The sequence below is a fragment of the Dactylosporangium sp. NPDC050688 genome (genome assembly GCF_040654515.1).
Taxonomy (GTDB): domain Bacteria; phylum Actinomycetota; class Actinomycetes; order Mycobacteriales; family Micromonosporaceae; genus Dactylosporangium.
Genome location: NZ_JBFAIC010000104.1, coordinates 1 through 26,089 on the forward strand (window position 1 = coordinate 1; position 26,089 = coordinate 26,089).

The following is a 26,089-nucleotide window of genomic DNA, read 5'->3' on the forward strand; positions in this document are numbered from 1 at the left end:
GGCGCTGGCGCGCATGGGTCATCCTGGACGGCACACACCCCCGAGGAGGACCCGTGCCGATCCTGTTCCGCAAGGCGATGCGGTTCGGTGAAGCCCGCGGCGCGCGGCGACCGCTACGGCGCGGCGACCGCTACGGCGCGCGGCGACCGCTACGGCGCGCGGCGACCGCTACGGCGCGCGGCGACCGCTACGGCAGCCGGATCGACTGCGGGGTGCGGAACACGTCCTGCGGGTCGTAGCGCAGCTTCACCTGCTGCAGGCGGGCGTAGTTCGCGCCGTAGTACGCGCCGGCCCAGTCCGTCAGGTCCCGGCTGGCGTAGTTCTGGTACACCTCGCCGGTCAGGTGCGGGGCGAGCCGCTCGACGAAGTCGTCGACCCAGGCGACGTTGCGGTCGGTCTCCTCGTCGCCCTGCCACTGCGCGATGACCGAGATGTAGTGCAGCGGCGCCCGGTGCACGAACGCGGTCGCGTCCGGGGCGACCCGGCCGATCGCGCCGCCGCCGAGCAGGTCGAACCGGACCATCGAGTAGCCCGACGGCACCCGCCGGAAGCTGTCCAGGATCGTGGCGAACGCCGGCTCGTCGAAGCCGTCCGGGGTGAAGTAGCCGCCGAGCCACTTCGACTGCAGCCCGTACACGATCTCCTCGCCCATGCCCTGCATGAGGTCGAAGTACGAGGTCTCCCCGATGGAGCTGAACAGCGGCTCGCCGAGCGCCTCGATCGGCTTGAGCGCCTCGGCCGCCTCCCCGGGCGGGCCGACGTGGAGGCCGTACATGACCACGACCTGCTCCCCGTCCGGGTACGGCTCCGTGGTCAGCAGCAGGCAGAACGCGAGCCGCTCGTCGGTGCGGCCGTCGTACAGGTCGCGGTAGGCGCGGAACACCTCCTCGGCCCGGGCGACCGGCCACGCGACCACGCCGCCGACCACGGTCTTCGGCAGCGGGTTGAGCCGGTACGTCAGCGACGTCACCACGCCGAACCCGGCGCCGCCCGCCCCGCGCAGCGCCCAGAACAGGTCCGGGTGCTCGTCCTCGCTCGTGGTGAGGACCGTCCCGGAGGCGTCGACGACCTCCGCGGCGACGATGTGGTCGCAGCCCAGCCCGTAGGTGCGGCCCAGCGGGCCGTAGCCGCCGCCGAGGCTGTAACCGGCGTTGCTCACCGTCGGGCACTCGCCGCCGGGGCCGGCCAGCCCGTACTCCAGGCCGTCCTCGCCGGTGAACGAGTGCTCGACGTAGGTCACCTTGTCGATGTCGCGCCAGCCGACGCCGGGCCCGACCGTCACCGTGCGCGCCTGCGCGTCCAGGCTGATCGACCGCAGGCCGCCGACGTCGACGACGACACCACCCTCCACCAGCGACAACCCGGCCGCGTGGTGCCCGCCGCCGCGGACCGCGAGCGGCAGCCCGGCGTCGCGGGCGAACCCGATCGCGGCGGCGACGTCGGCGGTGTCCGCGCACTGCGCGATCAGCGCCGGGCGGGTCCGCACCCGGGTGTTGAACAGCACCCGCGCCGCCTCGTAACCGGGGTCGTACGGGGTCACCAGGGTGCCGTGGAACGTGTCACGAAGACCTGCAAGATCGAGTCGCACCAGCAGATAGTGTCATCGACCCGGGGTGTCGGCAAGCAGGTCCAGCACCGCCGCCTCGCACCGCTCCCGGGTGCCCGTCGCGGCCTTCGGGATCGTGACGCCGCCGCCGTACAGGTCGACCACCCGCGGATCCACATAGGACGCCCTGGCGACCGTGGGGGTGTTGCCGAGGAACTGGGCCACCTCCCGCATGACCCGAGGCACGGCCCGCTTCGTGACCTTCTTCTCCTGCGCCAGGAGGCGGGCCGCCAGGACGGTGCCGTGCCAGGTGCGGAAGTCCTTCGCCGAGATCTCGATGCCGCCGACGTCGCGCAGGTACGCGTTGATGTCGCCGCTGCGCACGTCCACCCAGCGCCGCCCGTCGCGGAACACCAGCAGCTCCTCCTGCCCGGTGTCCTGCCGCAGCAGCTTCTGCAGCACCGTGCGCACGTCCGGGTCGGTCACGTCGACGGAGCGTTCGATGCCGCCCTTGGCCGGGTAGCAGAACCGGACCGCGCCTCGGGGCAGCACGACGTGCTCGCGCAGCAGCGTCGCCAGGCCGAAGGTGCCCTCCTCGCCGGCCGCGTACGCCTCCCCGCCGATCCGGAAGCACCCGACGTCCAGCAGCCGCACCGCGACGGCCAGGATCCGGTCCCGGCCGAAGCCCCTGCTGTGCAGGTCGGCGTCGACCTGCTTGCGGAGGTGCGGCAGCCGCGCGCCGACCTCCAGGACGTGGTCGAACTTCGCGGCGTCGCGCTTGACCCGCCACACGTCGTGGTAGCGGTACTGGCGCCGCCCGGCCGCGTCGGTGCCGACGGCCTGGATGTGGCCGCGGGGATCGTCGCTGATCCACACGTCACGCCAGGCGGGCGGGATGACCAGGGCCTTGATCCGGTCCAGCTCCGCCCGGTCGGTCACGGTGGTGCCGTCGGCGTGGTGGTAGCTGAAGCCCCTGCCCCGGCCCTTGCGCCGGTAGCCGCCCTTGCCTGGTGTGCTGCGCCGCAACCGCATGGCGTCACCCATTCCCAGGCGCCACTGTTCCAATCAATCGGCTTCGCCGCCTGTGATGACCCGCCCGCGTCACCACAGCCAGCGGCGGACCTTCGGGCGGGTGGCGCGGCGGCGGGCCCGGGGCAGGCCGGCGAGGGCCGCCCGGCCGTGCTCGGCCTGGCGGGCGTGCAGCAGCCCGTAGGTGAACGCGTTCTCGCCTTCGGCGAACGCCCGCAGCCCGTGCTCGCGCAGCAGCTCGGCGGTGACGATGGCGTCCTGGTGCGCGCCGAGCACGTCCTGCAGGTCCTTGAGCCGGTCGGCGAGCTTCGCCGCGCCCGGGCCGGCGACGGGGGCGGCGAGCTCGGCGGCGTACCGGGCGCGCTTGTACGCCTTGCGCGCCTGGTGCAGCGCGACGTCGGTGCCCGCGGCGGCGTCGGTCGTCGCCGTGTCCGTCTTGCCGGTCGCGGCGGCGAGGCGGCGGTCGGCGCGGCGGACCGCCTTGCGCGCGAGCCGGCGCAGCCTGCCCTTGCCGGCCGGGCCACCCTCGCCGGCCGCCGCGACCAGCGCGTCGAGGTCGTTGAGCAGGGCGATGTACCGCTCGCTGTCCAGTCCCTCGGTCAACCGCTCCCGGGCGGCCTGGGTGCGGGCGGCGAGCAGCTCCGAGACCCGGGCCGCGACCGGGCCGATGACGAGCTCCGGCGGCTCGGCGGCGAGCAGGTCGGCGAGGCGCAGGGCCATGACGTCGTCGTCGCGGACCTCGCCGAGCAGGCCGGTCAGCCACTTGATCTCGTCGTGCAGACGGTCGAGGTCGCCCTCGTACGCCTGCAGCAGCGGCGCGAACGTCCGCAGCGTCGAACGCAGCCGCCGGGTCGCCACCCGCATGTCGTGCACCGCCTCGACGTCACCGGCCCGGGCCTGCGGGTCCTGGGCGACGACGGCGTCGCGCTGCTCGGTCACGTACGCGACGAGCGCCCGCCGGCCCGCGTCCCGCGGCTCGGCGGTGCCGCCTTGCCCGGCGGCTTCGTCGTGCCCGGCGGGCTTGGCGGCGGCGGCCGGGTGGTCGGGGCCGAGGGCACGGGACAGCTTCGACGGCGAGGCCGACGGGCGGGCGCCGGCGGCGCGCAGGGCCTCGTCGATGCGGGCGAGGTCGTCGGGGGAGCCGTCGACCAGCTCGACCTCCAGCTCCCGCCAGCGCTGCACGACGCGGGTGCCGACCAGCGACTCGGTGTCCACGATGTCATCGGCGACGAGCGCGACCGTGGTGCCGGCGGCGTCCTGCAGCCCCTGCTCGACGCGGTGGGTGCGGATGCGGGCGACCGGGCGCAGCGGCTCGCCGCGGGTCACCGCGCGGACCTCGGTCGTGATCCGCGGCGGCGGGGCCTGCTCGTCGTCGCCGACCGGCACCTGCAGCTCGCTGCGCTCCCCGCCGGAGGGCCGCTTGAGGTGCCAGCCGGCGTCGTGGCCGCCGCTGCGGCGGCGCAGCGTCATCCTGCCGGAGGTGAGGCGCAGCCCGGCGGTGTCGTAGTACGTGGCGTCCAGATGCTGGTCATCGGGCTCTGTAACCTTTGCCACATCGGCGATCCCGATCATCGAGGGCATCGTGAAGCCGTCGGGCAGCTCGTACTTCCGTTCCACCTCAAGCTTTTCGGCCATGTCGATACCTTACCGAGCGAACGTGCGGGCGCGGAAAGGCAAACGGGAGGCCGGGAAGAGGTGCCTTGCCCCGTTTCCGGTGCGGGGGGCGGCAGCGCGTCCGGCACCCGTACACCTGCCGCGTCACCCTCTCGGATGAGCGTACGGTTTCCGAGGTGTTCCATTCGGAAATTCCCGTGATCGGCGGGACGTAACCTTGGTCGGGTGAGCTGGCTGGTGCGCGTCGTGACCTTGTCCGTGATCGGGCAGCGGGTCCGGTTCGCCGCGCGGATGCTGCGCGACTGGCGGCTCACCATCGCCTGGGGCAAGTCGCTGCTGCGCAGCGGCGTCACCTCCGTGGTGGTCCTCGCCGTCACCTTCTGGCTGCTGCCGGGCGTCACCGCCACCGGCGGACCGGTCGCGCTGGTGGAGCTCACCATCCTGCTCGCCCTCATCGGCACCCTCATGCGCGTCGTGCTGTTCGGCGTCTCCGTCGTCGTCGGCGGGCTCGGGGTCCTGCTCGTCGGGGTGCTGCTGCAGACCGGCGTCATGTTCACCGCCCTGCGCGTCGCCGAGGGCGTCTCGGTCGGCAGCGTCCTCGACGCGTGGGTCGCCAGCTGGACCGCCGCCGTGCTCACCGCCCTGGTCAACTGGCTCGCCGACGCCGGTAGCGACGACGTGTTCCTCGGCCAGACCCTGCGGCAGATGGTGCGCCGCAACCACGAGCGCCCCGCGACCGAGCCCGGTGTCCTGTTCGTCCAGATCGACGGCCTGTCCGCGCCGCTGCTGTCGTGGGCGGTCAAGGCCGGCAACCTGCCCAACCTCGGCAAGTGGCTGCGCACCGGCACGCACGCGCTGGTGCCCTGGCACACCGGCATGCCCGCGACGACCCCCGCCAGCCAGGCCGGCATCCTGCACGGCAGCGAGTCGCAGGTGCCGGCGTTCCGCTGGTACGAGAAAGCCACCGACCGGCTCGTGGTCACCAACCGCCCCAGGGACGCCGCCGAGGTGGAGGCCCGCATCTCGACGGGCCGGGGGCTGCTCGCCGACGGCGGCGCCAGCATCAGCAACGTCTTCTCCGGCGACGCGCCGACCAGCCTGCTCACCTTCAGCAACGCCGGCCTGCCCGGCCGCACCGCCCGCGGCTACCTGGCGTTCGTCGCCAGCCCGTACGGCTTCGCCCGCGCCATCGTGCTGTCCGTCGGCGAGATGCTCAAGGAGATCCAGCAGGCCCGCCGCCAGCGCTTCCGCAACGTGTACCCGCGCGTACCACGCACCGCCGCGTACGTGGCGCTGCGGGCCGTCACCAACGTCCTGCTCCGCGACCTCAACGTCTCCCTCATCGCGGAGCAGATGACCCGCGGCGCCCCCGCCATCTTCTGCGACTTCGTCGACTACGACGAGGTGGCCCACCACGCCGGCCCGCTGCGCCCTGAGGCCCTGCAGACCCTCGAGGGCCTCGACCGGGTCCTCGGCACCCTGCACCGCCTCGCCCACGTCGCCGGCCGCCGCTACGAGATCGTCGTGCTCTCCGACCACGGCCAGAGCCAGGGCGCGACGTTCTCCCAGCGGTACGGGCAGACCGTCGAGGAGGTCGTCGCCTCGATCGCGGGCCACGTGGCCGCCTCCACCCCCGACCCGAACGACGAAGAACGCGCCCGCGCGCACAACCTGCTCCTCGCCGTGGCCGGCCGCCCCGACCGCGTCAAACCGGCCGCCGCGCCGGCCCCGGTGGTCACGGTGGCCTCGGGCAACCTGGCGATGCTGTACCTGACCGAACACCCCGGCCGCGCCACCGTCGAGGAGATCGGCGGCGCCCGCCCCGCCCTCATCCAGGGCCTTGCCGGACACCCCGGCATCGGCCTCGTCGTCGGCCTGTCCTCCGTCGACGGCCCGGTCGTCTTCGGCCCGGCCGGCCGCCACCGCCTCCGCGACGGCCACGTCGACGGCGAGGACCCGCTGCTGCCGTACGGCCCGCACGCCGCCCAGGACCTCCTCGCCCACCAGGCCATGGCCAACGTCGGCGACCTGGTCCTGGTCAGCCGGGTCGACCCGGGCACCGACGAGGTCGCCGCCTTCGAGGAGCTGGTCGGCTCCCACGGCGGCATCGGCGGCTGGCAGACCGAGGCGGTGCTGGTCTACCCGGCAGGCTGGCGGTGCCTGGACCGCACCCCGGTCGGCCCGGCCGCGGTGCACCGCCAGCTGGTCCAGTGGCTGGCCGACCTGGGCCTGCGCGACGTCACGGCGGACAGCCCGGCCGCGGCGGGCGACCTGGCTGCGGTGGGCGGTCCGGGCACGGCGGACCACGTGGACCCGGTGGACCCGGTGGACCCGGCGGCGCTGCCCGAACCGCGTGAACCCGGGCGCCCGCTGCTGCCGGTCGACAGCCCGCATTGAGGCGAACCGGTCGTCGCGCCTGACCGAGCCGCCCGGCACGTCCTCCGACTAGGTGCGGAACGTCCGGTGCGCCGGGCTCCGAAGGCGGGACGTCCCGATCCCGTCGCGGGTTGTGATCGGTCGCTGGTGATCCTGCCGGCTTGATCTTGCCTGGTTGATCGAAGTCGCGGCGTGGTCGTCCGGGCGGCCGGGGCGCGACTTGGATCACCGCGGTGGTCCGGTCGGCGCGGTGCGACCACCGGATGCCGTGCGGCGCAGGCGGTGCGAGCGGCAGCGGGCATGGATGGCTCCGGGGGCGGATCCCCGGCCGGTCTGCGGCGCCAGCCGCGCCTGTCAATGGTCAGGGGCAGGGGCATCGGCAGGGTCGGTTGGCCGGCTGGCGCCCGCCAGCACGGAGGGGAATCGCTTGCCGCACCCGTGCGGCGAGGAACCGCAGCACCACCATCAACCCGGTGAAACGTCGTGCGCCGGGGCGTGTCAGGCGGTCTCCGTCGGGGCGGGGTCCGGGGCGCGCCGGCCGCGCCGTTCCCTGCGATGACGCAGCCAGCTCGCCAGCTGGGTGGCGCCGAGGGCGATCACCAGCGCCGCCACCACGCCCTGCCATGGCTGGGGGAAGACCGAGCGGCCGAGCAGGCCGATCGCCGCATACGTCGTCGACCACAGGGCGCACGCGGCGATGTTGGCGGTGGCGAAGCGGCGCCAGGACAGGCCGACGATCGCGGCGGTCAGCAGGACCGGGATGCGGCCGCCGGGGACGAGGCGCGACACGAGCAGGGCGCTCACCGGCCGGGCGGTCAGGCGGCGCTGGACGGCCTCGGCGAGTTGCAGCGGCTGGCGCATGAGCCGCAGCCGCCGGGTGAGGGCCTCGCCGCCGGCCCGGCAGATGGCGTACGTGGCCGCGTCGCCGCAGTACGCGCCGGCCGCGCCGGCTGCCACGACGGCGAGCAGGGCGAGGGGGCTGCGGTGCGCGGCGACGACCGCGGTCGCGCTGACGGCGGCGCCGGTGGGCAGGATCGGCACGGTGGAGCCGACGGCGACGAGGGCGAAGAGCCCGGCGAGCGCGGCGAGCAGTGCCTCGAACGTGGTCACGCGGTCACCGTGAGGGAGTCGCCGGGCGCGAGGACCCGGACGTCGGTCTTGGGCGCGGCGGCGGCGGTCAGGTCGGCGAACTCGTCGCCGGGGCGGTGGAAGCGGTCGGGCCTGACCCGTTGGCAGCCGACCGGCCACAGGGTGCCCCAGTGGATGGGGACGGCCTGCGCGGGGTTGATGATGCGCATCGCCTCGGCCGCGCCCGCCGGATCGAGGTGGCCGGCGCCGAGCGTCCATCCCCAGCCCCACACCGGCACCAGCGCCAGGTCGATCTGCCCGAGCGAGCGCATCTCGTCGAAGAGGCCGGTGTCACCGCCGAACCAGGCCGAGCGGGTGCCTTCGATGACGTAGCCGAGCGCGACGGCGCGGATGCGGGACTTCGGGTTGCGGCGGCCGTCGTGGTTGGCGGGCACCGCCCGCACGCGCAGCTCGCCGACGTCGACGGACTCGCCCGCGCCGACCTCGACGATGTCCCGGCCGGCGCCGAGGCGGGAGCGCAGGAAGGCGCCGCCGCCGCGCGGCACGAGCAGCCTGGTGGACGCCGGCAGGGCCCGCAGCGACGGTACGTCGCAGTGGTCGCCGTGCAGGTGGGAGATCACCACGGCGTCCGGCGCGGCGGCCAGGACGGGCCGGGGGCCGCGGCGGCGGTGCAGGTGCGCCAGCCGGTTGCGCAGCACCGGATCGGTCAGGATCGTGGTGCCACGGTCGGCCACGGCCACCGTCGCATGCCCCCACCAGGTGATGTTCATGAGCCAATACTGCCCGACGGGCTGTCACGCTCCGCTGCTTGTGGGCCACTGCACGGCATGTTTAGATCAACCAACTTTCCGTGGAAGGACCATCCGACGATGTCCACCGATGCAGCGGGTTTAGCCTGGGACTGGGAAGACCCGCAGGGGATCGAGGCGGTGGTCGACTCGTTCACCGCCGACCTCGGCAAGTGCGAGAAGCTCGAGCTGCTGCTCAGCACCGATCTCATCACCCGCGAGCAGCTCGACCAGCTGGGGATCACAGGCATCGAGTTCGCCGCGTTCAAGACCGACCACCCGCAGGCGCTCGGCACCGATCTGGTGTCGGTCAGCAGCCCGGAGCTCACCTCCGAGCGGGGGCACATCTACCGCGTCGACGGGTCGGCGTTCTTCGCCGAGATGGACATCTCCCAGCCGCTGCCGATCGTCGACGACGCCGTGGACTGGGTGTACGCGGAGCACCTCATCGAGCACGTGTCGATGAAGGCCGGCATCGTGTGGCTCACGGAGGTCAAGCGGGTCCTCAAGCCGGGCGGGTTCGTGCGGATCACTACGCCCGACCTGAAGATCTACGCGCAGAGCTACGTCAACGGCGACGGCTTCTTCGGCAAGCACCGCCGCCGGGTCGACCGGGCGCTGAGCGGTGTCGCGCCGAAGATGCCGCCGCGCGGCGCCTTCATGTTCAACCAGCTGTTCTACGTGTACGGCCACCGCTGGATCTACGACCTCGAAGAGCTGCGGTACGTGCTCACCGCCGCCGGGTTCGACCCGGACGGCATCGCGGTGCGGGCTTACCGGGAGGGCGCGCGGCAGGACGTGGCCGACCTCGACCAGGTCCTGCGCAACGACGAGAGCATTTACCTCGAGGCGACCGCCTGAGCGGTCACGACCTGCGCGGCCGCCTGGTCCAGTGACCGGGCGGCGCCGACCGTGAACGCCTCCATCGCCGCCAGCAGCCGGTGCAGGTCCCCGATCGCCAGGTAGTGGGTGTCCACCTCGACGGTGAGCTGTATCGTGCCGACGACGTCGTCGACGTTGACCATGAGCTTCTCGTTGAAGTACGGCATCGGCGTGTCCGACACCAGCTCGGTCAGCGGCAGCGCCGCCTCGATGCCGGCGATGGTCGGCACCGTGTCCAGGGGGCCCTGCGCCTGGACCACCCCACCCCGCCGGTCGTTGTAGAACACCGCCAGGTCGACCGGCTCGCCGTGCTCGGCGCCGACCCGGTCGATGAGGGCGAGCCGGGCGGCCGGGTCGTAGTACGCGTGCTTCGAGGCGTTCATCGACGCGCGGCGGGTCCGGTCGATCGCCTCCCGGGCGGTGACCCCGCTGAGGTCGACGACGACGAGGCCGTTCTGTGCGAGCGGGGTGACGACGTCGGCGAGGCCCGGCCGGAAGCGGTTGCTGACGATGACCTGCGTGGCGAACGGCGCGGTCTGCCCGGTGACGGTGTTGAACGCGGTGCCGTACGCGGCCAGCAGCACCGGCGCGGTGTCGGTGCCGAGCGCGGCCGCGACCCGCTGCGCGGCGAGCAGCAGCGCCGTGGAGCGCCACATCACCCGGTGCCACCGCGGCTCGCCCCGGTCGGCGGTGGCGGGGAAGCGCCGCGGCCGGATCGCGCGCAGCTGCGCCTCCCAGTAGCGCAGCGCCGTGTCGGTCTGCCGTTTCGAGGACCGCTGTGCCTCGACGAGGGCGAGGGGCTGCATCGCCGTGTACGGCCCGCGTGGCTGCCGGGTCACCGGGTCGCGCTCGGCGAGCTCGCGGATCATGGTGCCGAGGCCGCTGCCGTCGGAGGCGAGGTGCAGCACGAGCACGACGACGTGGGTGACCGCGCCGCGGTGCCGCACGACCGCCTCCCGGATCGGCCACTCGCCGGTGTAGTCGAAGTCGCGGGCCTTCCACTCGGCGAACAGCGCCGCGGCGAGCGCACCCGGGTCCTCGTCGTCGGCGGCGTCGTGGACCTCCAGGACTGTCTCGCCGCGTTCGGCGATCTCCTGCCGTACCAGATGACACGCGTCGACGGAGGTGGCGTGCCACGGCTCGTCGAAGACCAGACGGGAGCGCAGCGACGCGAACCGGCTCATCAGGAACCGCAGCTCCTCGACGAAGTCGGGCACGACGCGGCCGTCGGTGACCGGCACGACCCCGCCCATGCTCATCGAGGCGCCGACCTCCACGATCGCCCGCCACACCTGCTGCTGGCCCCAGGTCAGGCCGCCGACGCCGGCCCCGTCGCCCTCGAAGGCCACGACGATGCGCTCCACCATTGCTCGAACCTCCACACTGCCGCGGTCGCAGGCATGGATCGTTGCACAGCGATCGACGCAGGTCGTATCGACGGAACGGTCCGGATTGCGGCCCATTGCGGTGGATCGCACTACGGCCCGCCCGAGCCGCCCCAGGGGCGGCCGCCCACGGGAATATGGCTGGGCCAGGTGGGTACCATGGTGGGGCAAGGCGTTGATGGGGACGAGTAGCGCCGCACGCAGCCAGCAGCGAGCCGGGGACGGTGGAAGCCCGGCGGTGTGCGCGACGTGAAGATCACCCCGGAGCCGCCGGAGGAAAGGCGTCCGCGCCGAGTAGAACCGGCCGCAACCCTGTCGAGGGGGCCGCGCCCGCCGCGGTCAAGGAGGGTGGTACCGCGGGGTGTATGCCTCGTCCCTCCGTTGGTGTGCAGCATCGCGTCCGACGGAGGAACCAGATCATGTACCGCCCCGTGCCTGCCCAGGTCGACCTGCCTTCCCTCGACCACGACGTCCTGCGCCTCTGGCGCGACCGTGACGTCTTCGCCCGCAGCCTGCAGCAGTCCCGCGGCCGGCCCGAGTGGGTGTTCTACGAGGGCCCGCCGACCGCCAACGGCATGCCCGGCGCGCACCACATCGAGGCCCGGGTGTTCAAGGACGTCTTCCCCCGGTACCGGACGATGAAGGGCTACCACGTCGAGCGCAAGGCCGGCTGGGACTGCCACGGACTGCCGGTCGAGCTGGCGGTGGAGAAGGAGCTCGGCTTCACCGGCAAACAGGACATCGAGGAATACGGCATCGCCGCGTTCAACGCCAGGTGCCGCGAGTCGGTGACCCGGCACACCGACGCGTTCGCCGAGCTCACCCACCGCATGGGCTACTGGGTGGACATGGACGACGCGTACCGGACGATGGACCCGCCCTACATCGAGTCCGTCTGGTGGTCGCTCAAGCAGATCTTCGACAAGGGCCTGCTGGTCGAGGACTTCCGGGTCGCGCCGTGGTGCCCCCGGGACCAGACGGCGCTGTCGGACCACGAGCTGGCACAGGGGTACGAGACCGACGTCGACCCGTCCGTGTTCGTCCGGTTCCCGCTCACCTCCGGCCCGCTCGCCGGGCGGGTCGCGATGCTGGTGTGGACGACGACGCCGTGGACCCTCGTGTCCAACACCGCCGTGGCCGTCAACCCCGACGTCACGTACGTCGTCGCCACCGACGGCACCGAGCAGCTGCTGCTCGCCGAGCCGCTCGTCGGCGCGGTGCTGGGCGACGGCTGGACGCTGACCGGCGAGTCGTACCCCGGCAAGGAGCTGGAACGGTGGACCTACCGCCCGCCGTTCGACCTCGTCGACGTGCCCGGCGCGCACATCGTGATCCTCGCCTCCTACGTGACCACCGACAGCGGCACCGGCCTGGTCCACCAGTCGCCGGCGTTCGGCGCCGACGACCTCGCCAGCTGCCGCGCGTACGGGCTGCCGATGATCAACCCGGTCCGCCGCGACGGCACGTTCGAACCGGACATCGCGCTGGTCGGCGGCATGTTCTTCCGCGACGCGAACACCCCGCTGGTCGCGGACCTGCAGGCGCGGGGGCTGCTGTTGCGGCACGTGCCCTACGAGCACAGCTACCCGCACTGCTGGCGCTGCCACACCGCGCTCATCTACTACGCCCAGCCGTCCTGGTACGTGCGGACCACCGCGATCCGCGACGACCTGCTGCGCGAGAACGAGCGCACCACCTGGCAGCCGGAGAGCGTCAAGCACGGCCGGTACGGCGACTGGCTCGTCAACAACGTCGACTGGGCGCTGTCCCGGCAACGGTACTGGGGCACCCCGCTGCCCATCTGGCGCTGCCCCGGCGAGCACCTGACCTGCGTCGGGTCCCTCGCCGAGCTGAGCGAACGCACCGGCCGGGACCTGTCGGGCCTCGACCCGCACCGGCCGTTCATCGACGAGATCACGTTCGCCTGCCACTGCGGCGAGACCGCGACCCGGGTCCCCGACGTCATCGACGCCTGGTACGACTCCGGCGCGATGCCGTTCGCGCAGTTCGGGTACCCGTACCGCAACGCCGACGTCTTCGAGCGGCGCTTCCCGGCGCAGTTCATCTCCGAGGCGATCGACCAGACCCGCGGCTGGTTCTACACGCTGATGGCGGTCAGCACCCTGGTCTTCGGCCGGTCCAGCTATGAGAACGTGGTCTGCCTCGGGCACATCCTCGCCGAGGACGGCCGCAAGATGTCCAAGCACCTCGGCAACATCCTGGAGCCGATCCCGCTGCTGGACCGGCACGGCGCCGACGCGGTCCGCTGGTTCATGGCCGCCGTCGGCTCGCCCTGGTCCGCGCGGCGGGTCGGGCACACCACCCTGCAGGAGGTGGTCCGCAAGACGCTGCTGACGTACTGGAACACGGTCGCGTTCCAGGCGCTGTACGGCCGCACCGCCGGCTGGACCCCGTCGCCGTCGGACCCTGCGGTCGCCGACCGGCCCGTCATGGACCGCTGGGTGCTGTCGGAGCTGCACACCCTCGTCGGTCGCGTCGACGCCGCCATGGACGTCTTCGACACCCACGAGACCGGCAAGCTCCTGGCCGCCTTCGTCGACGACCTGTCCAACTGGTACGTGCGCCGCAGCCGCCGCCGGTTCTGGCGCGGCGACCCCGCCGCGCTCGCGACCCTGCACGAGGTCGTGTCGACGGTGACGCTGCTGCTGGCCCCGATCGTGCCGTTCATCACCGAACGGGTCTGGCAGGACATCGTGGTGCCCGCGTCGCCGGACGCGCCGCCGTCGGTGCACCTCGCCGAGTACCCGCGGGTCGACGCGTCCCTGGTCGACCCGGCGCTGTCGGCGCAGATGGCCCTCGCCCGGCGCCTCGTCGAGCTGGGCCGGGCGGCGCGCGCCGACTCCGGCATGCGGGTCCGGCAGCCGCTGTCGCGGGCCCTGGCCTCGGCGGCCGGCTTCGACCAGCTGCCGGCGGACCTGCTCGCGGAGATCGCGGCCGAGCTGAACGTCGCCGCCGTCGTCCCCGTCGACGCGGCCGGCTCCTCGCTCGTCGACGCGACCGCCAAGGCGAACTTCCGGGCCCTGGGCAAGCGGTTCGGCAAGGGCGTCCAGGACGTCGCCAAGGCGATCGCCGCCGCCGACGCCCTCGCGCTGCGCGACGCGCTGCGGGTGGGCACCGCGACGGTCGTCGTCGACGGCGCCCCGGTCGAGCTGACCCCGGACGAGGTGTTCATCACCGAGACCCCGCGGGAGGGCTGGACCGTCGCCGCGGACTCCGGCGCCACCCTCGCCCTGGACCTGCGCCTCACCCCGGAGCTGGAGCGCGCCGGCCTGGCCCGTGACGCCGTCCGGCAGATCCAGGAGGCCCGCAAGTCCAGCGGCCTGGACGTGATGGACCGCATCGAGCTGCGGTACACCACCACCCGCGACGACACGGCGCTCGCCCTGGCCGAGCACCGCGACCTGGTCACCGACGACGTCCTCGCCACCGCCTACGGCGAGGGCGAGCCGACCTGGCCGGACGCGGTGCCGTTCACCGACGAGTCGCTCGGCCTCACCTTCTGGCTCCGCAAGTCCTGACCGCGCCGCACCGTCATCGCCGCCACCCGCCGGCTACCGCCCGGCGGCGGCGATGACGGTGCGCAGCTGCTGCACGACCGCCACGGCCTGCCCGCCGGCGTCGGACTCCTCCCAGAGCTCAAGCCACTCGGACTCCTCGACGACGACGCGGTCCAACGCCCGCACGGCCAGCGCTGGGACGTCGCCGGGCACGTCGACGCGGCCGCCATCGAGCAGGAAGTCCGGCGCGTAGGAGGACGTGACCGGGGCGCCGCCGGGCAGCTGGGAGGCTACGACGGCGGCCGCGGCGATCGCCTCGACCGCCGGCCGTTCCCGTGGCGCCGCCCGCCGGCCTACGCTGGTGCCCGACCACACCTGACGCACGGAGGTCCGCCCGACCCATGGACCGCACGCTCACGCACCGCACCGGAGAGGTCGCGCTCACCGTCCTCGCGCCCGACGGCCGGCCCGCCGCCGACCGCACCGTCACCGTGGCGCAGCAGCGCCACGCGTTCGCGTTCGGCAACATCGGCTTCGACTTCGTCCCGCTCGCCGGCGGCCCCGAGCCGACCGGCGCCGGGGACGTCGAGACGTTCGGGCAGGCCGGCCGGCTCGACCTCGACCGGGCCGGCGAGCTGTGGCTCAACCTGTTCAACACCGCGACACTGCCGTTCTACTGGGGCGGCTACGAGCCGCGCCGCGGCGCGCCGGACACCGCGCGGCTGAGCGCCACCGCCCGCTGGTTCGCCGAGCGCGGCGTCACCGTCAAGGGCCACCCCCTCGTCTGGCACACCGTGCAGCCGTCGTGGCTGCTGGGCCTGGACCTGGACGAGGTGGAGCGCCTGCTGCGGGCCCGGATCCGCGACCTCGCGGGCGGGTTCGCCGGGCTGGTCGACACCTGGGACGCCATCAACGAGGCCGTCATCATGCCGGTGTTCGCCAACGGGGACAACGCCATCACGCCGCTGGCCCGGGCCCGCGGCCGCATATACATGGTGCGGATGGCGTTCGAGGAGGCCCGCGCCGCCAATCCTGCGGCGACGCTCGTCCTCAACGACTTCGACCTGTCCTCGGCCTACGAGTGCCTGATCGAGGGCGTGCTGGAGGCAGGCGTACGCATCGACGCGATCGGCCTCCAGACGCACATGCACCAGGGGTACCGCGGCGAGGAGTACACCGCCGGCGTGCTGGACCGGTTCGCCAGGTACGGCCTGCCGCTGCACCTGACGGAGACCACGCTGGTGTCGGGGCACCTGATGCCGCCGGACATCGACGACCTCAACGACTACCGGATCCCGCAGTGGCCGAGCACCCCCGAGGGCGAGGCCCGCCAGGCCGACGACGTGGTCCGCCACTACCGGACGCTGTTCGCGCACCCGGCGGTACAGTCGGTCAACTACTGGGGGCTCACGGACGACGGGGCCTGGCTCGGCGCCCCGGCCGGCCTGGTGCGCGCCGACGGCACCCGCAAGCCGTCGTACGACGCCCTGGAGTCCCTCGTCAAGGGCGAATGGTGGCTGCCGCCGACCGGCATGCGCACGTCCCCGGACGGCACGCTCACCGTCCGCGCGTACCTCGGCGACTACACCGTCGACGGAGTCCCGTTCACCATCGCCGCTGGCCGCACGACGCAGACGGTCACGCTCACCTGAGCATCCCCGGCACTGCTGGACGGCGGTGGATCAATGCAACTCCGGTGCGTTCCCGAGGTGCAGCGGCAGCACCGCGGCGGTCGTGACGGCGAGGTCGCGGTCGAGAAGCTCATCCCGGGGGACGAACACCATGGCGCGGCCCTCGCCGACCACCACGTCCTGCTGCCGGGCACCGGTCGTGCCGCGAAACACATGTACGGTCACCGTGTGGGGGAAACCGGCCTCGTACGGCCGCGGGCCGCTCCAGAACGCGGTCAGCTCGCCCACCGTCAGGCCGCTCTCCTCCCGCAACTCCCGGTGCGCCGCCTGCTCAGGGGTTTCGCCCGGCTCGACGTGGCCACCCGGCAGGCTCCACTGGCCGGGGGAGACCAGCGTGCGGTCATCGCGGTGCTGCATGAGCACCGCCCCCGAGAGGTCGACGAGGAGCACCAGCGCAACCTCGTACGTCGCCATGGGGCAATCGTGCCAGGCGCAGGAGGCTGCGGCGGTCCTGGAGCGGCCGACTGGGTGAAGGCCCGCGTACTCCGTCAGAATGGTCGACGTGCCTGATCATGATCACGACGCCGGCGCGGGCGCTGGGCAGCAGCCGGACACGCTCGTGCTGTGGCGGGCCGTCGGGCAGGCGGAACTGGACCTGGTCGCGGCGTCCGGCCGGCGGGCGTGGCCGCCTGCCGCACCGGGCCGGCCAGGGTTCTCCGCGGTGCCCGATCGCCGGCATGCTGCGAGGATCACCCGGGAGCGGATCGTGCCCGCGGAAGGTGCCGGCTATGTCGCCCGCTTCGAAGTGGAGCGGTCCTTCGTGGAGACCTGTCGCGCCGATCGCCGGGGCGAACCGGGGTACCTGATTCCGGCCGGGGACGTCGCGGCGCTCAATGCTCACATCGTCGGCGCCATCACGGAAGAGGCCGACTACCGCGGCCCGGTGAGCGCCGAGGAGTTCGCCGAGGCCGAGGAGGCGCTGGGGCGGCCCCTGCCCGCGGCTTGGCGGAGCTATCTCCAAGGTGGGTCGTGGTTCCGGCGAGGCTGGTTGACCAGCGGGGCGTACGTGTGGCTCAACACGCCGCGCGAGATGCTGCAGCTGCACGCGGCGTGGGACGACGGCACCGAGACGCACCCGGGCATGGCGATCGTCGGTGGTGACGGCGCCCGTGAGCACCTGGTGCTCGACCTCCGCAGCGAGCCTGCACCGGTGCTGCTGATCGACAACACCAGCGCCGGATGGGAGAGCGGAGTCCGGCAGGCCGACGACGCCGGCGCGCTCGTCGGTCGTATCGAGAGCGGCGACTTCGAGTTCGCATTCGAGTGAGGCGCGACCGGCGGGCGCTGCACAAAGGGGAGGGAAATCGTTGTGTAGACCCCGATTTCCCTCCTCTCTGAGAAGCGGTGGCAGCCGGCGAAGGAGGGTCAGGACTCCTTGGCGGTGAAGCGTTCCGCGTCGGTGCTGCCGTTGGACTTGTTCGCGGTGTTGTAGCCGCCGACGGCGTAGACGGTGTTGCCGGTGGTGGTGGTGACGGCCATGCCGGCGCGGGGGACGGTGAGGGCCGGCAGGCGGTCGGCGATGCCGTCCTTGGCGCACCACCACTGGTACACCCGCTCGCCGTGGTGGCCGCCGAGGACGCACAGGCCGTAGCCCTCCAGGACGACGGCGGAGGCCGCCTCGCGGGGCTGGGGGAGCTTCAGGGTGGGCGGCTTGACCTCGCCCTGCGCGACGGTGTCGATGTCGGCGTACGTGGTGCCGTCGCCGGTGCCGCCGATGAACCAGGCGACGCCGGCGCCGTCGGTGCCCGCGGTGAGCTTCGTGCGGGGGTGCTGCAGCTTGCCGGCCAGCGGGGTCCAGGCGGTGCCGTCGGCGTCGAGCTTCCAGATGGTGTCCTTCGGCTTGCCGTCGCTGCCGGTGCCGCCGGCGAAGATGGTGGTGGTGCCGTCGTACACGGCGGCGCCGGCCAGGCGGGGTTCGGGCAGGGGAGTGTCGGTGCGCCAGCGGTTGCCGTCGAGGACGTAGGCGTTGGCGGTGGCGCCGCGCGCGGTGTAGCCGCCGAGGATCTTCAGCTGGCCGCTCGGGGTCACCACCACGGCCATCTGGGTCGTGCCGGTCTCCAGGGCCGGTCCCGGCGTCCACCCGCCGGTGCCGGGGTCGAAGATCCAGACGGATTTGAGCTGCTCACGGGGGTTGGCGGCGGTCATGCCGCCGATGACGTACAGCTTGCCGTCGAAGAACGCGGCGCCGGCGCCCTCGATGTCGGCCGGGGACCCGGCCAGCTCGGTCGGCACCTTCGGCAGGGTCTCCCAGGAGCCGAGGGGGTCCGGGCGGGTGAGGTACCAGACGGCGGCACCGGCGAGCAGGGCGGCGACGACGGCGCCGGCGATGAGGGCGAGGCGACGCCGGCGAGGGGCAGGCGGGGCAGGCGGGGCGGGCGGGGCGGGCGCACCGGAGACAGGCACCGGCGGCGCGGACACGGGCACCCCCGAGACGGGCACCCCTGAAACAGGCACCCCTGAAACAGGCACCCCTGAAACAGGCACCCCCGAAACAGGCACCCCCGAAACAGGAACAGCCGAGACGGGCACAGCCGAGACAGGAGGCGCCGCGGTGGTCGGCGAGCCGTACACCACGCCGCTCTGCGAGAGCGAGGGCGAGGTCAGCTGGTACCCCTGCGTCTGGTACGGCACGCTCACCGACGCGGTGCCGGTGGCCGGCGCGCCGGCCAGCTCCGCCGGGTGCACGACGGCGCCCTCGGCGACCGGCAGCTCCGGCTGCTCCAGGACGGTCGGGACCACGCCGAGCGAGCGGTGCAGCATGCGGGCGACCAGCGGTACCCGCGACGAACCGCCGACGAGCATGATCCCGGCGAGCTGGTTGGGGGCGAGCCGGCAACCGGCGACGACCCGGGCGGTCTCCGCGACGGTCTGCCGCAGCATCGGCTCGACCAGCGACTCGAGCTCGTCGCGGGTGAGGTGCAGGGCGGCCTCGACGCCGGGGACGGAGATGGGGGCGGCGGCGGTGCGCGACAGCATCTCCTTCGCGCCGCGGACGTCCTCCCAGAACAGGCGCCGGTCGCGGCGGTCCTGCGCGGTCGCCGGCTGCTGCAGGCGCTGCCACGCGACAGGGTCGGTGCGGCGCAGCAGGCCGCCGACGTGCTCGACCAGGGCCGCGTCGAGGTCGAGCCCGCCGACGTCCTCGAGGCCGCCGGCGCCGATGACGGTGAAGCCGGCCTCGTCGTGGCGCACGACGGCGATGTCGACGGTGCCGCCGCCGAAGTCGTAGACGACCATGGCGGCGCCGCGCGGCAGCGGGTGGTTGAGGGCGCTGATGAAGTAGCGGGCGGCCGCGACGGGCTCCGGGACGAGGGTGACCTCCCGCCATCCGGCGCGGGTGGCCGCCTCCTGCAGCAGGGTGCGGCGGGTGTACGCCCACGACGCCGGATACGTGAGCACGACCGGCGGTGGGGTACGGGTCACCTCGGCGACCCCGGCGGCGACGGAGCCGAGCACGGCGGCGAGCATCTCGCGGGTCGGGACCTCGGTGTTGCCGAGCAGGACAGTGGTCTCGTCGATGCGCCGCTTCGGGTTCGGCTCGTAGCGTGCCGGGTCGAGCTGGGCGAGGCGCTGCGCGTCGCGGCCGACCGCGAGCTGCCCGTTGTCCTGCAGGTACACCGCGGACGGCATGAGCGGCGCGCCGTCGAACAGGACCGGGCGGCGCCGGCCGTCGGGGGAGCGGATGACGGCGACGGTGTTGGACGTGCCCAGGTCGATGCCGACGACGTGTCCCGTCACGACGAGCTCCTAGCGAACAGCGACGGTGCGGGGCACCATGTCGGGGGTGTAGGTGGCGGTGAAGTACGGCTGGGCGATGCCGGCCGCGAACGCCTTCGACGCCGCCGGGGTGGCCGCGATGCGCCAGTCGGTCTCCTTGACCGACTCGAACCAGAGGAAACCGATGATCTCGGGGTGCTTCGGCAGCGTCTTGAGCAGGTCGGTGATCCACTCCGCCTTGCGGCCGGCCGCGTCGGTGGCGGCGACCTCGGTGACGACGACGGGCCGCTTCGTGAGCGCCGCGACGGACGTGAGGGTCTTGCGGTAGATCTGGTCGAAGGTCTGGTAATCCTCCAGGCCGCCGGTGCCGTAGTAGCCGGACAGGCCGACCCAGTCGACGTAGTCGTCGCCGGGGTACAGCTGCTGCAGCGGGGTGGAGCCGTCGTAGGCGACGTTGGGGCTCCACACCCAGATGACGTTGCGGGCGCCGGCGGCCTCGAACAGGTCGTGCACGTGCCGCCACGCGGCGACGTAGTCGCCCTTGCGGTTGCCGTTGGCAGACTCGCACCAGGGGTACCAGTAGCCGTTCATCTCGTGCGCGAAGCGGATCGCGACCGGGTAGCCGAGGCTTTTCACGCCGGCGGCCCAGGCCTTGACGTAGTCGTCGTAGGCGCCGCCGGTGATCTTCGACAGCCGGTACTCGGGCTGGTTGCCGCGCTGGCGGTCCTGTTTGGACTCGGAGCGGAAGTTCCACGGCTCCCAGGCGAGCATCGGCAGCATGCCGCGGTTGGTGATGCGGTCGAACGGCTGCCGGTCGAACGTCTTCGCCACCGCCCAGCCCTGCGCGAACATCATCACCTGCGGCTGCTTGCCGGCGGCGGCGACGAACCCGTCGTACTCGGTGAGGTCGGCCGGGCCGCGGGAGGTGAACACGCCGAAGAACGCCTTGCCCGCCTGCGGGAAGGTCTTCCGCTGCCCGGTGCTGGGGCCGGGGGTGAACGTGGGGCGCGGCTCGGCCCGTTTCGTCTCCCACCGTACGGACGGCCCGGTGCCCGCGGCGACCTGCGGTGCGACCACGAACGTGTAGCCGGCGACGAGCAGCAGCACGGCGAGCATGAGCCGGGGCAGGGTGATCACACCGGCTCCTTCGTGGCAGACGCGGCGGGGGACACGTCAGGGGACGCGGCGGGGCGCGGGCCGGGCACGACGAGGTCGAGGCCGGGCACGTGCGGCAGGTCCGACAGCCGGATCGTGGACGTGGTGGTGATCGACTCGCGGACCACGGCGGCCTTGCCGCGCACCGTCATGACCAGCGGGCCGGTCTGCTGGGTGAGGTCGGCCTCCTGCTCGGTGATGCGGCGGTTGCGCAGCCGGGTGACCCACGCGATGAGCGGCGGGCAGACCCCGGCGACGATGCTCAGCGCGGACCAGAACCGCAGCGCGTCGGAGTGGTGCCCGAGCCACCCGCTGATCCCGAGCAGCGCCGCGGACAGCCCGGCCCACGCCGCGTGCAGGCGGAACGACCTCGGCCCGTCCGCGCTGGCGAGGCGGCCCTTCGCGGTCACCGCGTACGCCAGGGGACGGCGCAGCAGCGCGGCGGCGCCGGCCACGACGTACACCGGCACCGCGAACAACGCGAGCAGCATGCCGTGCACGCCCAGCTCGCGCCGCTCGTGCTCGGCGAGGTTGAACCGGCGCAGCCACAGCCACAGCAGCGCCCAGCTGCCCATGCTCGCCGACCACAGCAGCAGCCACAGCTGCCACTCCACGCGCATCGCGCCGATGCCGAAGCCGAGGTAGGCGGCGGTGGCGAGGGTGCCGGACACGGCGGACAGCGCGACGCTCGGGTAGTAGGACTGCACGAGGCCGTAGCAGAGCCGCTGCGAGGCGCTCAGCCGCTTGAGGTAGGGCCGGGCGCGCAGCAGGATCTCCCACACCCCGTACGCCCAGCGCTTCTGCTGGTTGAAGTAGTCGGTCCAGGTCGTCGGGCCCTCGCCGACGGCGATGACGTCGGGGGTGTACACGCCCTTCCAGCGCCGGTCGGTGAGCGGGTTCTTCGCCCCCATCACGACCATCGAGGTGAGGTGGTCCTCGATGATGCTGTCCTGGTAGCCGTCGATCAGCGCCCACGCCAGCGGCCGGTAGAGGTGGTTGGTGCCGATGAGCAGCGGCGCGCCGAGGCCGTTGGCGCCGCGCTCGATGAGGCCGCTGAACAGGTACTGCTGCACCGACGCGCCGTGCACGACCCAGCCGCCGTACATGTTGCCGTACACCTGCGGGGCGACGACGAAGGCGACGTCGGGGTCGCGGAAGTAGCCGACGGTGCGCTCCAGGAAGCTGGGCAGCGGCACGTGGTCGGGGTCCATCTGCGCGACCACGTCGTAGACGTGCTCGTGGGTGAAGCGCCACGCGTTGTGGTTGCCGGCCTTCGTCTTGGTCCGGAACGGCCCGCCGGGCTGGTTGAACTCGGGCCGGCCGCGGCGGCTGAAGTGCTTCACGCCGAGCTTCTTCGCCATCGCCTTGACCCGCGGGTCGTTGCCCTCGTCGAGGATCCAGATGTCGACCTGGCCGGGGTAGCGGACCTTCTGCATCGCCTTGAGCGAGCGCTCCACGACGTCGAGCGGCTCCTTCGCCGGCACGATCGTGGTGAGCATCGCGATGCGCAGCCCCGGCTCGGGCACCATCGGCACCGGGTCGGCGGCCTTCCACGCGAACACCCACACGGCGAGGTTCTGCAGCAGCCGTACCAGCTCGACCAGCAGCACGAAGCAGAACGCGACCCGGGCCACGACCACGTGCCAGTCGAGGGCGCCGGCGCCGGACACCGCGCCGGGGACGTGCCGGGGCAGGGCGAGCCAGCCGATGAAGACGATCGCGGTGAGGAAGTTCAGCGAAATGAGGACGCTGAGCATGAACCGCTGCGCCGGCCGGGCCGTGCTTCTGTACACGACCGGCAAATGGGGACCGGCAGGGGTGGTCAGGGGACCGGTGAGGGTGTTGCAGGCCGCGTAGGCGCGGTGGGTGTCGGCGTCGCGGAGGCGCCGCGCCAGCGCTCGTTTCTCGGCGGGCGTGGTGCGGACGGTCGCGGCGTGCTCGTCCGCCACTTGCCTGCCCCCTCACCGGTCGCCTGCTCTGGTGCGCAGAATTTGCCTCAACCAGCCCGATCGTAAGTGAGCCCGCCCATCGCGCCGAATACACTTTCGATCGTTTATGCATTGGTACACATAAATGTCTGACATTACGTTTGCGCTGGTGGATGCAGCCCGGTGCCTTCTGGGGGCGTGGTTCGAGGCCTGATACAAAGTGTGAATGTAGGAGATCCGACAGCATCACACGTGCGGATTACCGGACTTTTCCGGACATGCGGCGGCCTTGAGTGGTTCGTGCCGCTGCCGCGCCGCAGCGGACGGCTCGCGCCGTGGCAGCAGCGGGTCGAGCAGCAGCGCCGCCAGCGCCGCGGCGAGGAGCAGGGCGGCGGCGAGCGCGACCGCCCGCACGCTGACGTCCTCGATGATCACGCCGCCGAGGAACGAGCCGCCCGAGATGCCGATGTTGAACGAGGAGCTGCTGCCCGCCGACGCCATGTCGGTGCTGCCCGGCGCGACCTGCAGCACCCGGTTCTGCACCGCGGCCGCGAACGCCGCGTACGCCGCGCCGGTCGTGGCCAGGGCCAGGATCGTCAGCACGCGCACGGTGCCGCCGGCGTACAGCACGACCGCCGCCGCGCACAGCAGCGCCATCGGCACGGCGAGGGCCGGCCACGGGTGCCGGTCCAGGAACCGGCCGGCGACGAGCGTCCCGGCGATCCCGCCAGCGCCGGAGACCAGCAGCAGCGGCCCGAGCGACGGCGCGGCGAAGCGGGTCACGTCCAGCAGGAACGGCGTCACGTACGTCTGCGCCGTCATCGCCCCCGCCACCCCGAGCGTGGTGACCAGGAGCAGCAGCAGGTAGCGCCGCCGGTCCGGGGCGGCCGCCCGTGCGGAGGCGGCCCCCGACGGCAGCGACGCCGGTAGCAGCAGCACGACCGCGGCGCAGGTCGCCGCGCCGATCACGGCCATCACCCCGAACGCGGCCCGCCACCCCAGCTGCTGGCCCAGCCAGGTGCCGGCCGGCACGCCGAGCACCGGGGCGAGCGCCGCCCCGATCGACATCCGGGCCACGGTGCGGCCCCGCCGCGACGGCGGGAACATCGCCGTGGCGGTCGAGCCGACGATCGACCAGAACAGCGCCTGCGTCGAGGCGACCACGAGCCGCGCGCCGAGCAGCATCACGTAGCCCTCCGCGACCGCCGACACCGCCGTGGCCACCGCGGACACCCCGAGGGTCGTGCCGAGCAGCAGCCGCCGCGGCATCCTGCGGGTCACCGCCGCCATCGGCACCGACAGCAGCACCACCACCGCCGCATACCCGGTGAGCAGCATCCCCACCTCGGCCCGGCTGCGCCCCAGGTCGTCGGCGATCAGCGTCAGCAGCCCGATCGGCATCACCTCGACGGTGACGAACGTGAACGTGGCCACCGACAACGCGGCGAGGGCGGCGTTGGCGCGGAGTTCCACACCGCCCACCTTAAAGCGTGTCTAGGGTGGGGCATGGCCCTCATGCGCTGTGACTTCTTCTCCGACGTCCTCGGCTTCAGCACCTCGATGACCGTGGTGCTGCCCCAGCGCACGACGGGGCAGATCGGCATGTCCGGCAGCGGCCGCGACGGTGACCTGCCCACCCTCTACCTGCTGCACGGCCTCAGCGACGACGACACCACCTGGACCCGCCGCACCTCGATCGAGCGGTACGTCGCCGACCTGGGTATCGCCGTCGTCATGCCGCAGGTCCACCGCAGCTTCTACACCGACGAGGTGTGGGGCCGCCCGTACTGGACGTTCGTCGCCGACGAGCTGCCCGCGATCGCCCGCGGCTTCTTCCGCCTCTCCTCCCGCCCCGCGGAGACGTACGTGGCGGGCCTGTCGATGGGCGGCTACGGCGCGTTCAAGCTCGCCCTGCGCCACCCCGACCGCTACGCCGCCGCCGCCAGCCTCTCCGGCGCCCTCGACCTCGGCGAACGCATGCGCACCGGCCCGTCGCCGCTCGACCCCATGATGTGGCGCCGCGTGTTCGGCGACACCCCGTTCGCCGGCAGCGACAACGACCTGTTCGCCCTGCTCGACAAGGTCGCCGACCCGCCGCCGCTGTTCCAGTGGTGCGGCACCGAGGACGTCCTGTACGAGGGCAACGTCCGCTTCCGCGACGCGTGCGCCGCCCGCGGCGTGCCACTGACGTCCCAGTTCGGCCCCGGCACCCACGAGTGGACCCACTGGGACGACAAGATCCGCGACGTCCTCGCCTGGCTCCCCCTGCCCTCCTGACCCGCCGGGGCGGACGGGCTCATCTGTCGAATCGAGGACTGCACGCCCGGGGCTGTCAACCGGACGGGTGGCACGGGCGTCTGGGTCGTGTCATCGATCCGCACCCCTGGAAGGTCACCGCCATGTGGATGACCAAGCTCCGAACCCTGTCCGCCGTCCTCGTTCTCGCGCCGGTCCTCCTGGTGCCGGGCGCCGCCGCCGCGGCGGGGGACCTGCCCGCCCCGACCAGCGTCACGCCGGTCACGGGCGCGGCGTCCGTGCCGCCGTGGGACCCGCACCCGCCGACCCTGCTCGGGGTGCGCACCGGGCTGCACGAGCACTACGACCGCACCGTCTTCGACTTCACCGGCGGCACCCCCGGGTACCGGGTCGAGTACGGGCCGCTGGTCGCCGAGGGCACCGGCACCCCGGTCCCGGTCGCCGGCGCCGCGACGCTGCGGGTCGTGTTCGACGGGGCGTACCCGTACGACGTCGCCACCGGCGCGTCCACGATCGATCTCGGCCGGGTCTACGACCCGCGGCTGCCGACCCTGCGTCAGATCCGGTCCGGTGGCGCTTCGGAGGGGTACATCAGCTTCGGCCTCGGACTCGCCGACCGGGTCGGCTTCCGGGTGCTGCGGCTGACCGACCCGCCGCGGATCGCCGTGGACGTCGCGCACCAGCCCAGCCAGCCGTTCACCACCGAACGGTTCCAGGGCGGCGCCGGCACCGCGGCACAGGTCCAGGTCACGGGCGTGCGGGCGGCCGCGCACCCCGGCTACGACCGGGTGGTGTTCGACCTCGCCACGGCGGGCACCCCGCTGATCAGCGTCAGCTACACCGTCCCCGCGCCGGCGACGATCCACGTCGGCCTCACCGCCGCCACCACCCAGCGCGGGGCCGTGGCCGGGCCGAATCCCGTGCCGGTCGGGCTGACGCAGGCGCAGTCGGTGGCGTTCACCGTGTACGACAACGGCACCGTGTCGGCGTTCATCACCACGCACCACCGCACCGGCTTCCGGGTGATGCTGCTGGCCGATCCGACCCGCATCGTGGTCGACATCGCCCACTGAGGCGTCCGACGTGGCCGAGGCGACGACCCGCGCCGCCCGACGGGC

The 26,089-nt window shown here is 73.0% G+C and carries 19 protein-coding genes; 7 read left to right on the forward strand and 12 right to left on the reverse strand.

The features are described from left to right. Nucleotides 1-187: 187 nt before the first annotated feature. From AB0H83_RS48300 to AB0H83_RS48310, 3 genes are all read right to left on the reverse strand, one after another. The gene (locus AB0H83_RS48300; protein ID WP_360109529.1) at nt 188-1,588 is read right to left on the reverse strand and encodes an FAD-binding oxidoreductase; all 1,401 of its coding nucleotides are present in this window, start codon (nt 1,586-1,588) and stop codon (nt 188-190) included. 12 nt (nt 1,589-1,600) lie between these two features. After that, entirely contained in the window at nt 1,601-2,578 is a 978-nt protein-coding gene (locus AB0H83_RS48305; protein WP_360109532.1) for a DNA topoisomerase IB, read from the reverse strand. A 69-nt stretch (nt 2,579-2,647) separates the two neighbouring features. Next, on the reverse strand, nt 2,648-4,210 hold the full coding sequence (locus AB0H83_RS48310; RefSeq protein ID WP_360109535.1) for a CYTH and CHAD domain-containing protein: 1,563 nt from the start codon (nt 4,208-4,210) through the stop codon (nt 2,648-2,650). Between the two features lie 204 nt (nt 4,211-4,414). On the opposite strand from AB0H83_RS48310, the gene AB0H83_RS48315 reads away from it, so the two are divergent. Continuing rightward, a complete protein-coding gene (locus AB0H83_RS48315) occupies nt 4,415-6,586 on the forward strand; it encodes an alkaline phosphatase family protein (protein ID WP_360109538.1) in 2,172 nt (723 codons plus the stop codon). A 477-nt stretch (nt 6,587-7,063) separates the two neighbouring features. On the opposite strand, the gene AB0H83_RS48320 is transcribed toward AB0H83_RS48315, so the two are convergent. Next, nucleotides 7,064-7,675, reverse strand: coding sequence for a VTT domain-containing protein (locus AB0H83_RS48320; protein ID WP_360109541.1), 612 nt, complete (start codon nt 7,673-7,675; stop codon nt 7,064-7,066). Continuing rightward, nucleotides 7,672-8,424 carry an MBL fold metallo-hydrolase gene (locus AB0H83_RS48325; protein ID WP_360109544.1) on the reverse strand — a complete coding sequence of 251 codons (753 nt, stop codon included), beginning with the start codon at nt 8,422-8,424 and terminating at the stop codon, nt 7,672-7,674. Before AB0H83_RS48325 ends, AB0H83_RS48320 begins: the two co-directional genes overlap by 4 nt. A gap of 99 nt (nt 8,425-8,523) precedes the next feature. Between AB0H83_RS48325 and AB0H83_RS48330 the strand changes: the two genes are divergently transcribed. Further along, the gene (locus tag AB0H83_RS48330; protein ID WP_360109547.1) at nt 8,524-9,303 is read left to right on the forward strand and encodes a methyltransferase domain-containing protein; all 780 of its coding nucleotides are present in this window, start codon (nt 8,524-8,526) and stop codon (nt 9,301-9,303) included. Here AB0H83_RS48330 and AB0H83_RS48335 read toward each other — a convergent pair. Then, the gene (locus AB0H83_RS48335; RefSeq protein ID WP_360109550.1) at nt 9,282-10,691 is read right to left on the reverse strand and encodes a condensation domain-containing protein; all 1,410 of its coding nucleotides are present in this window, start codon (nt 10,689-10,691) and stop codon (nt 9,282-9,284) included. The two genes, AB0H83_RS48330 and AB0H83_RS48335, sit on opposite strands and share 22 nt — an antisense overlap. Before the next feature lie 437 nt (nt 10,692-11,128). On the opposite strand from AB0H83_RS48335, the gene ileS reads away from it, so the two are divergent. Further along, nucleotides 11,129-14,248, forward strand: a complete 3,120-nt coding sequence (gene ileS / locus AB0H83_RS48340; protein ID WP_360109553.1) for an isoleucine--tRNA ligase — start codon at nt 11,129-11,131, stop codon at nt 14,246-14,248. A gap of 33 nt (nt 14,249-14,281) precedes the next feature. Here ileS and AB0H83_RS48345 read toward each other — a convergent pair whose 3' ends face one another. After that, a complete protein-coding gene (locus AB0H83_RS48345) occupies nt 14,282-14,611 on the reverse strand; it encodes a DUF4259 domain-containing protein (protein ID WP_360109556.1) in 330 nt (109 codons plus the stop codon). 17 nt (nt 14,612-14,628) lie between these two features. Here AB0H83_RS48345 and AB0H83_RS48350 point away from each other — a divergent pair, with 17 nt between their 5' ends. Further along, nucleotides 14,629-15,879 (forward strand): endo-1,4-beta-xylanase, encoded by a 1,251-nt coding sequence (locus tag AB0H83_RS48350; RefSeq protein ID WP_360109559.1) that lies wholly within the window; start codon nt 14,629-14,631, stop codon nt 15,877-15,879. A 30-nt stretch (nt 15,880-15,909) separates the two neighbouring features. On the opposite strand, the gene AB0H83_RS48355 is transcribed toward AB0H83_RS48350, so the two are convergent. Beyond that, complete coding sequence (locus AB0H83_RS48355; RefSeq protein WP_360109562.1) at nt 15,910-16,332, reverse strand: NUDIX domain-containing protein; 423 nt, start codon at nt 16,330-16,332, stop codon at nt 15,910-15,912. 88 nt (nt 16,333-16,420) lie between these two features. Between AB0H83_RS48355 and AB0H83_RS48360 the strand changes: the two genes are divergently transcribed. After that, on the forward strand, nt 16,421-17,185 hold the full coding sequence (locus AB0H83_RS48360) for a hypothetical protein (RefSeq protein WP_360109565.1): 765 nt from the start codon (nt 16,421-16,423) through the stop codon (nt 17,183-17,185). Between the two features lie 98 nt (nt 17,186-17,283). Here the strand turns inward: AB0H83_RS48360 and AB0H83_RS48365 are convergent, their stop codons facing one another. The 4 genes from AB0H83_RS48365 to AB0H83_RS48380 all read right to left on the reverse strand — a co-directional run bounded on the left by AB0H83_RS48365 (nt 17,284) and on the right by AB0H83_RS48380 (nt 24,188). Next, nucleotides 17,284-19,653 carry an Hsp70 family protein gene (locus AB0H83_RS48365; protein WP_360109568.1) on the reverse strand — a complete coding sequence of 790 codons (2,370 nt, stop codon included), beginning with the start codon at nt 19,651-19,653 and terminating at the stop codon, nt 17,284-17,286. 9 nt (nt 19,654-19,662) lie between these two features. Beyond that, nucleotides 19,663-20,769, reverse strand: coding sequence for a glycosyl hydrolase (locus AB0H83_RS48370; protein ID WP_360109571.1), 1,107 nt, complete (start codon nt 20,767-20,769; stop codon nt 19,663-19,665). Further along, a complete protein-coding gene (locus AB0H83_RS48375; RefSeq protein WP_360109574.1) occupies nt 20,766-22,736 on the reverse strand; it encodes a glycosyltransferase in 1,971 nt (656 codons plus the stop codon). Before AB0H83_RS48375 ends, AB0H83_RS48370 begins: the two co-directional genes overlap by 4 nt. A 225-nt stretch (nt 22,737-22,961) precedes the next feature. Then, on the reverse strand, nt 22,962-24,188 hold the full coding sequence (locus tag AB0H83_RS48380) for an MFS transporter (protein WP_360109577.1): 1,227 nt from the start codon (nt 24,186-24,188) through the stop codon (nt 22,962-22,964). Nucleotides 24,189-24,221: 33 nt separating this feature from the next. On the opposite strand from AB0H83_RS48380, the gene AB0H83_RS48385 reads away from it, so the two are divergent. Both AB0H83_RS48385 and AB0H83_RS48390 read left to right on the forward strand, forming a co-directional pair. After that, nucleotides 24,222-24,992, forward strand: a complete 771-nt coding sequence (locus AB0H83_RS48385) for an alpha/beta hydrolase family protein (protein ID WP_360109580.1) — start codon at nt 24,222-24,224, stop codon at nt 24,990-24,992. Between the two features lie 128 nt (nt 24,993-25,120). Beyond that, nucleotides 25,121-26,044 carry a hypothetical protein gene (locus tag AB0H83_RS48390; RefSeq protein WP_360109583.1) on the forward strand — a complete coding sequence of 308 codons (924 nt, stop codon included), beginning with the start codon at nt 25,121-25,123 and terminating at the stop codon, nt 26,042-26,044. Nucleotides 26,045-26,089: the final 45 nt, after the last annotated feature.

Excerpts from the sequence above, each read along its gene's own strand:
- AB0H83_RS48305 (WP_360109532.1), bottom strand. The coding sequence starts at position 2,578 with ATGCGGTTGCGGCGCAGCACACCAGGCAAGGGCGGCTACCGGCGCAAG.
- AB0H83_RS48310 (WP_360109535.1), bottom strand. The coding sequence starts at position 4,210 with ATGGCCGAAAAGCTTGAGGTGGAACGGAAGTACGAGCTGCCCGACGGC.
- AB0H83_RS48325 (WP_360109544.1), bottom strand. The coding sequence starts at position 8,424 with ATGAACATCACCTGGTGGGGGCATGCGACGGTGGCCGTGGCCGACCGT.
- AB0H83_RS48330 (WP_360109547.1), top strand. The coding sequence starts at position 8,524 with ATGTCCACCGATGCAGCGGGTTTAGCCTGGGACTGGGAAGACCCGCAG.
- AB0H83_RS48335 (WP_360109550.1), bottom strand. The coding sequence starts at position 10,691 with ATGGTGGAGCGCATCGTCGTGGCCTTCGAGGGCGACGGGGCCGGCGTC.
- ileS (WP_360109553.1), top strand. The coding sequence starts at position 11,129 with ATGTACCGCCCCGTGCCTGCCCAGGTCGACCTGCCTTCCCTCGACCAC.
- AB0H83_RS48350 (WP_360109559.1), top strand. The coding sequence starts at position 14,629 with ATGGACCGCACGCTCACGCACCGCACCGGAGAGGTCGCGCTCACCGTC.
- AB0H83_RS48355 (WP_360109562.1), bottom strand. The coding sequence starts at position 16,332 with ATGGCGACGTACGAGGTTGCGCTGGTGCTCCTCGTCGACCTCTCGGGG.
- AB0H83_RS48385 (WP_360109580.1), top strand. The coding sequence starts at position 24,222 with ATGGCCCTCATGCGCTGTGACTTCTTCTCCGACGTCCTCGGCTTCAGC.
- AB0H83_RS48390 (WP_360109583.1), top strand. The coding sequence starts at position 25,121 with ATGACCAAGCTCCGAACCCTGTCCGCCGTCCTCGTTCTCGCGCCGGTC.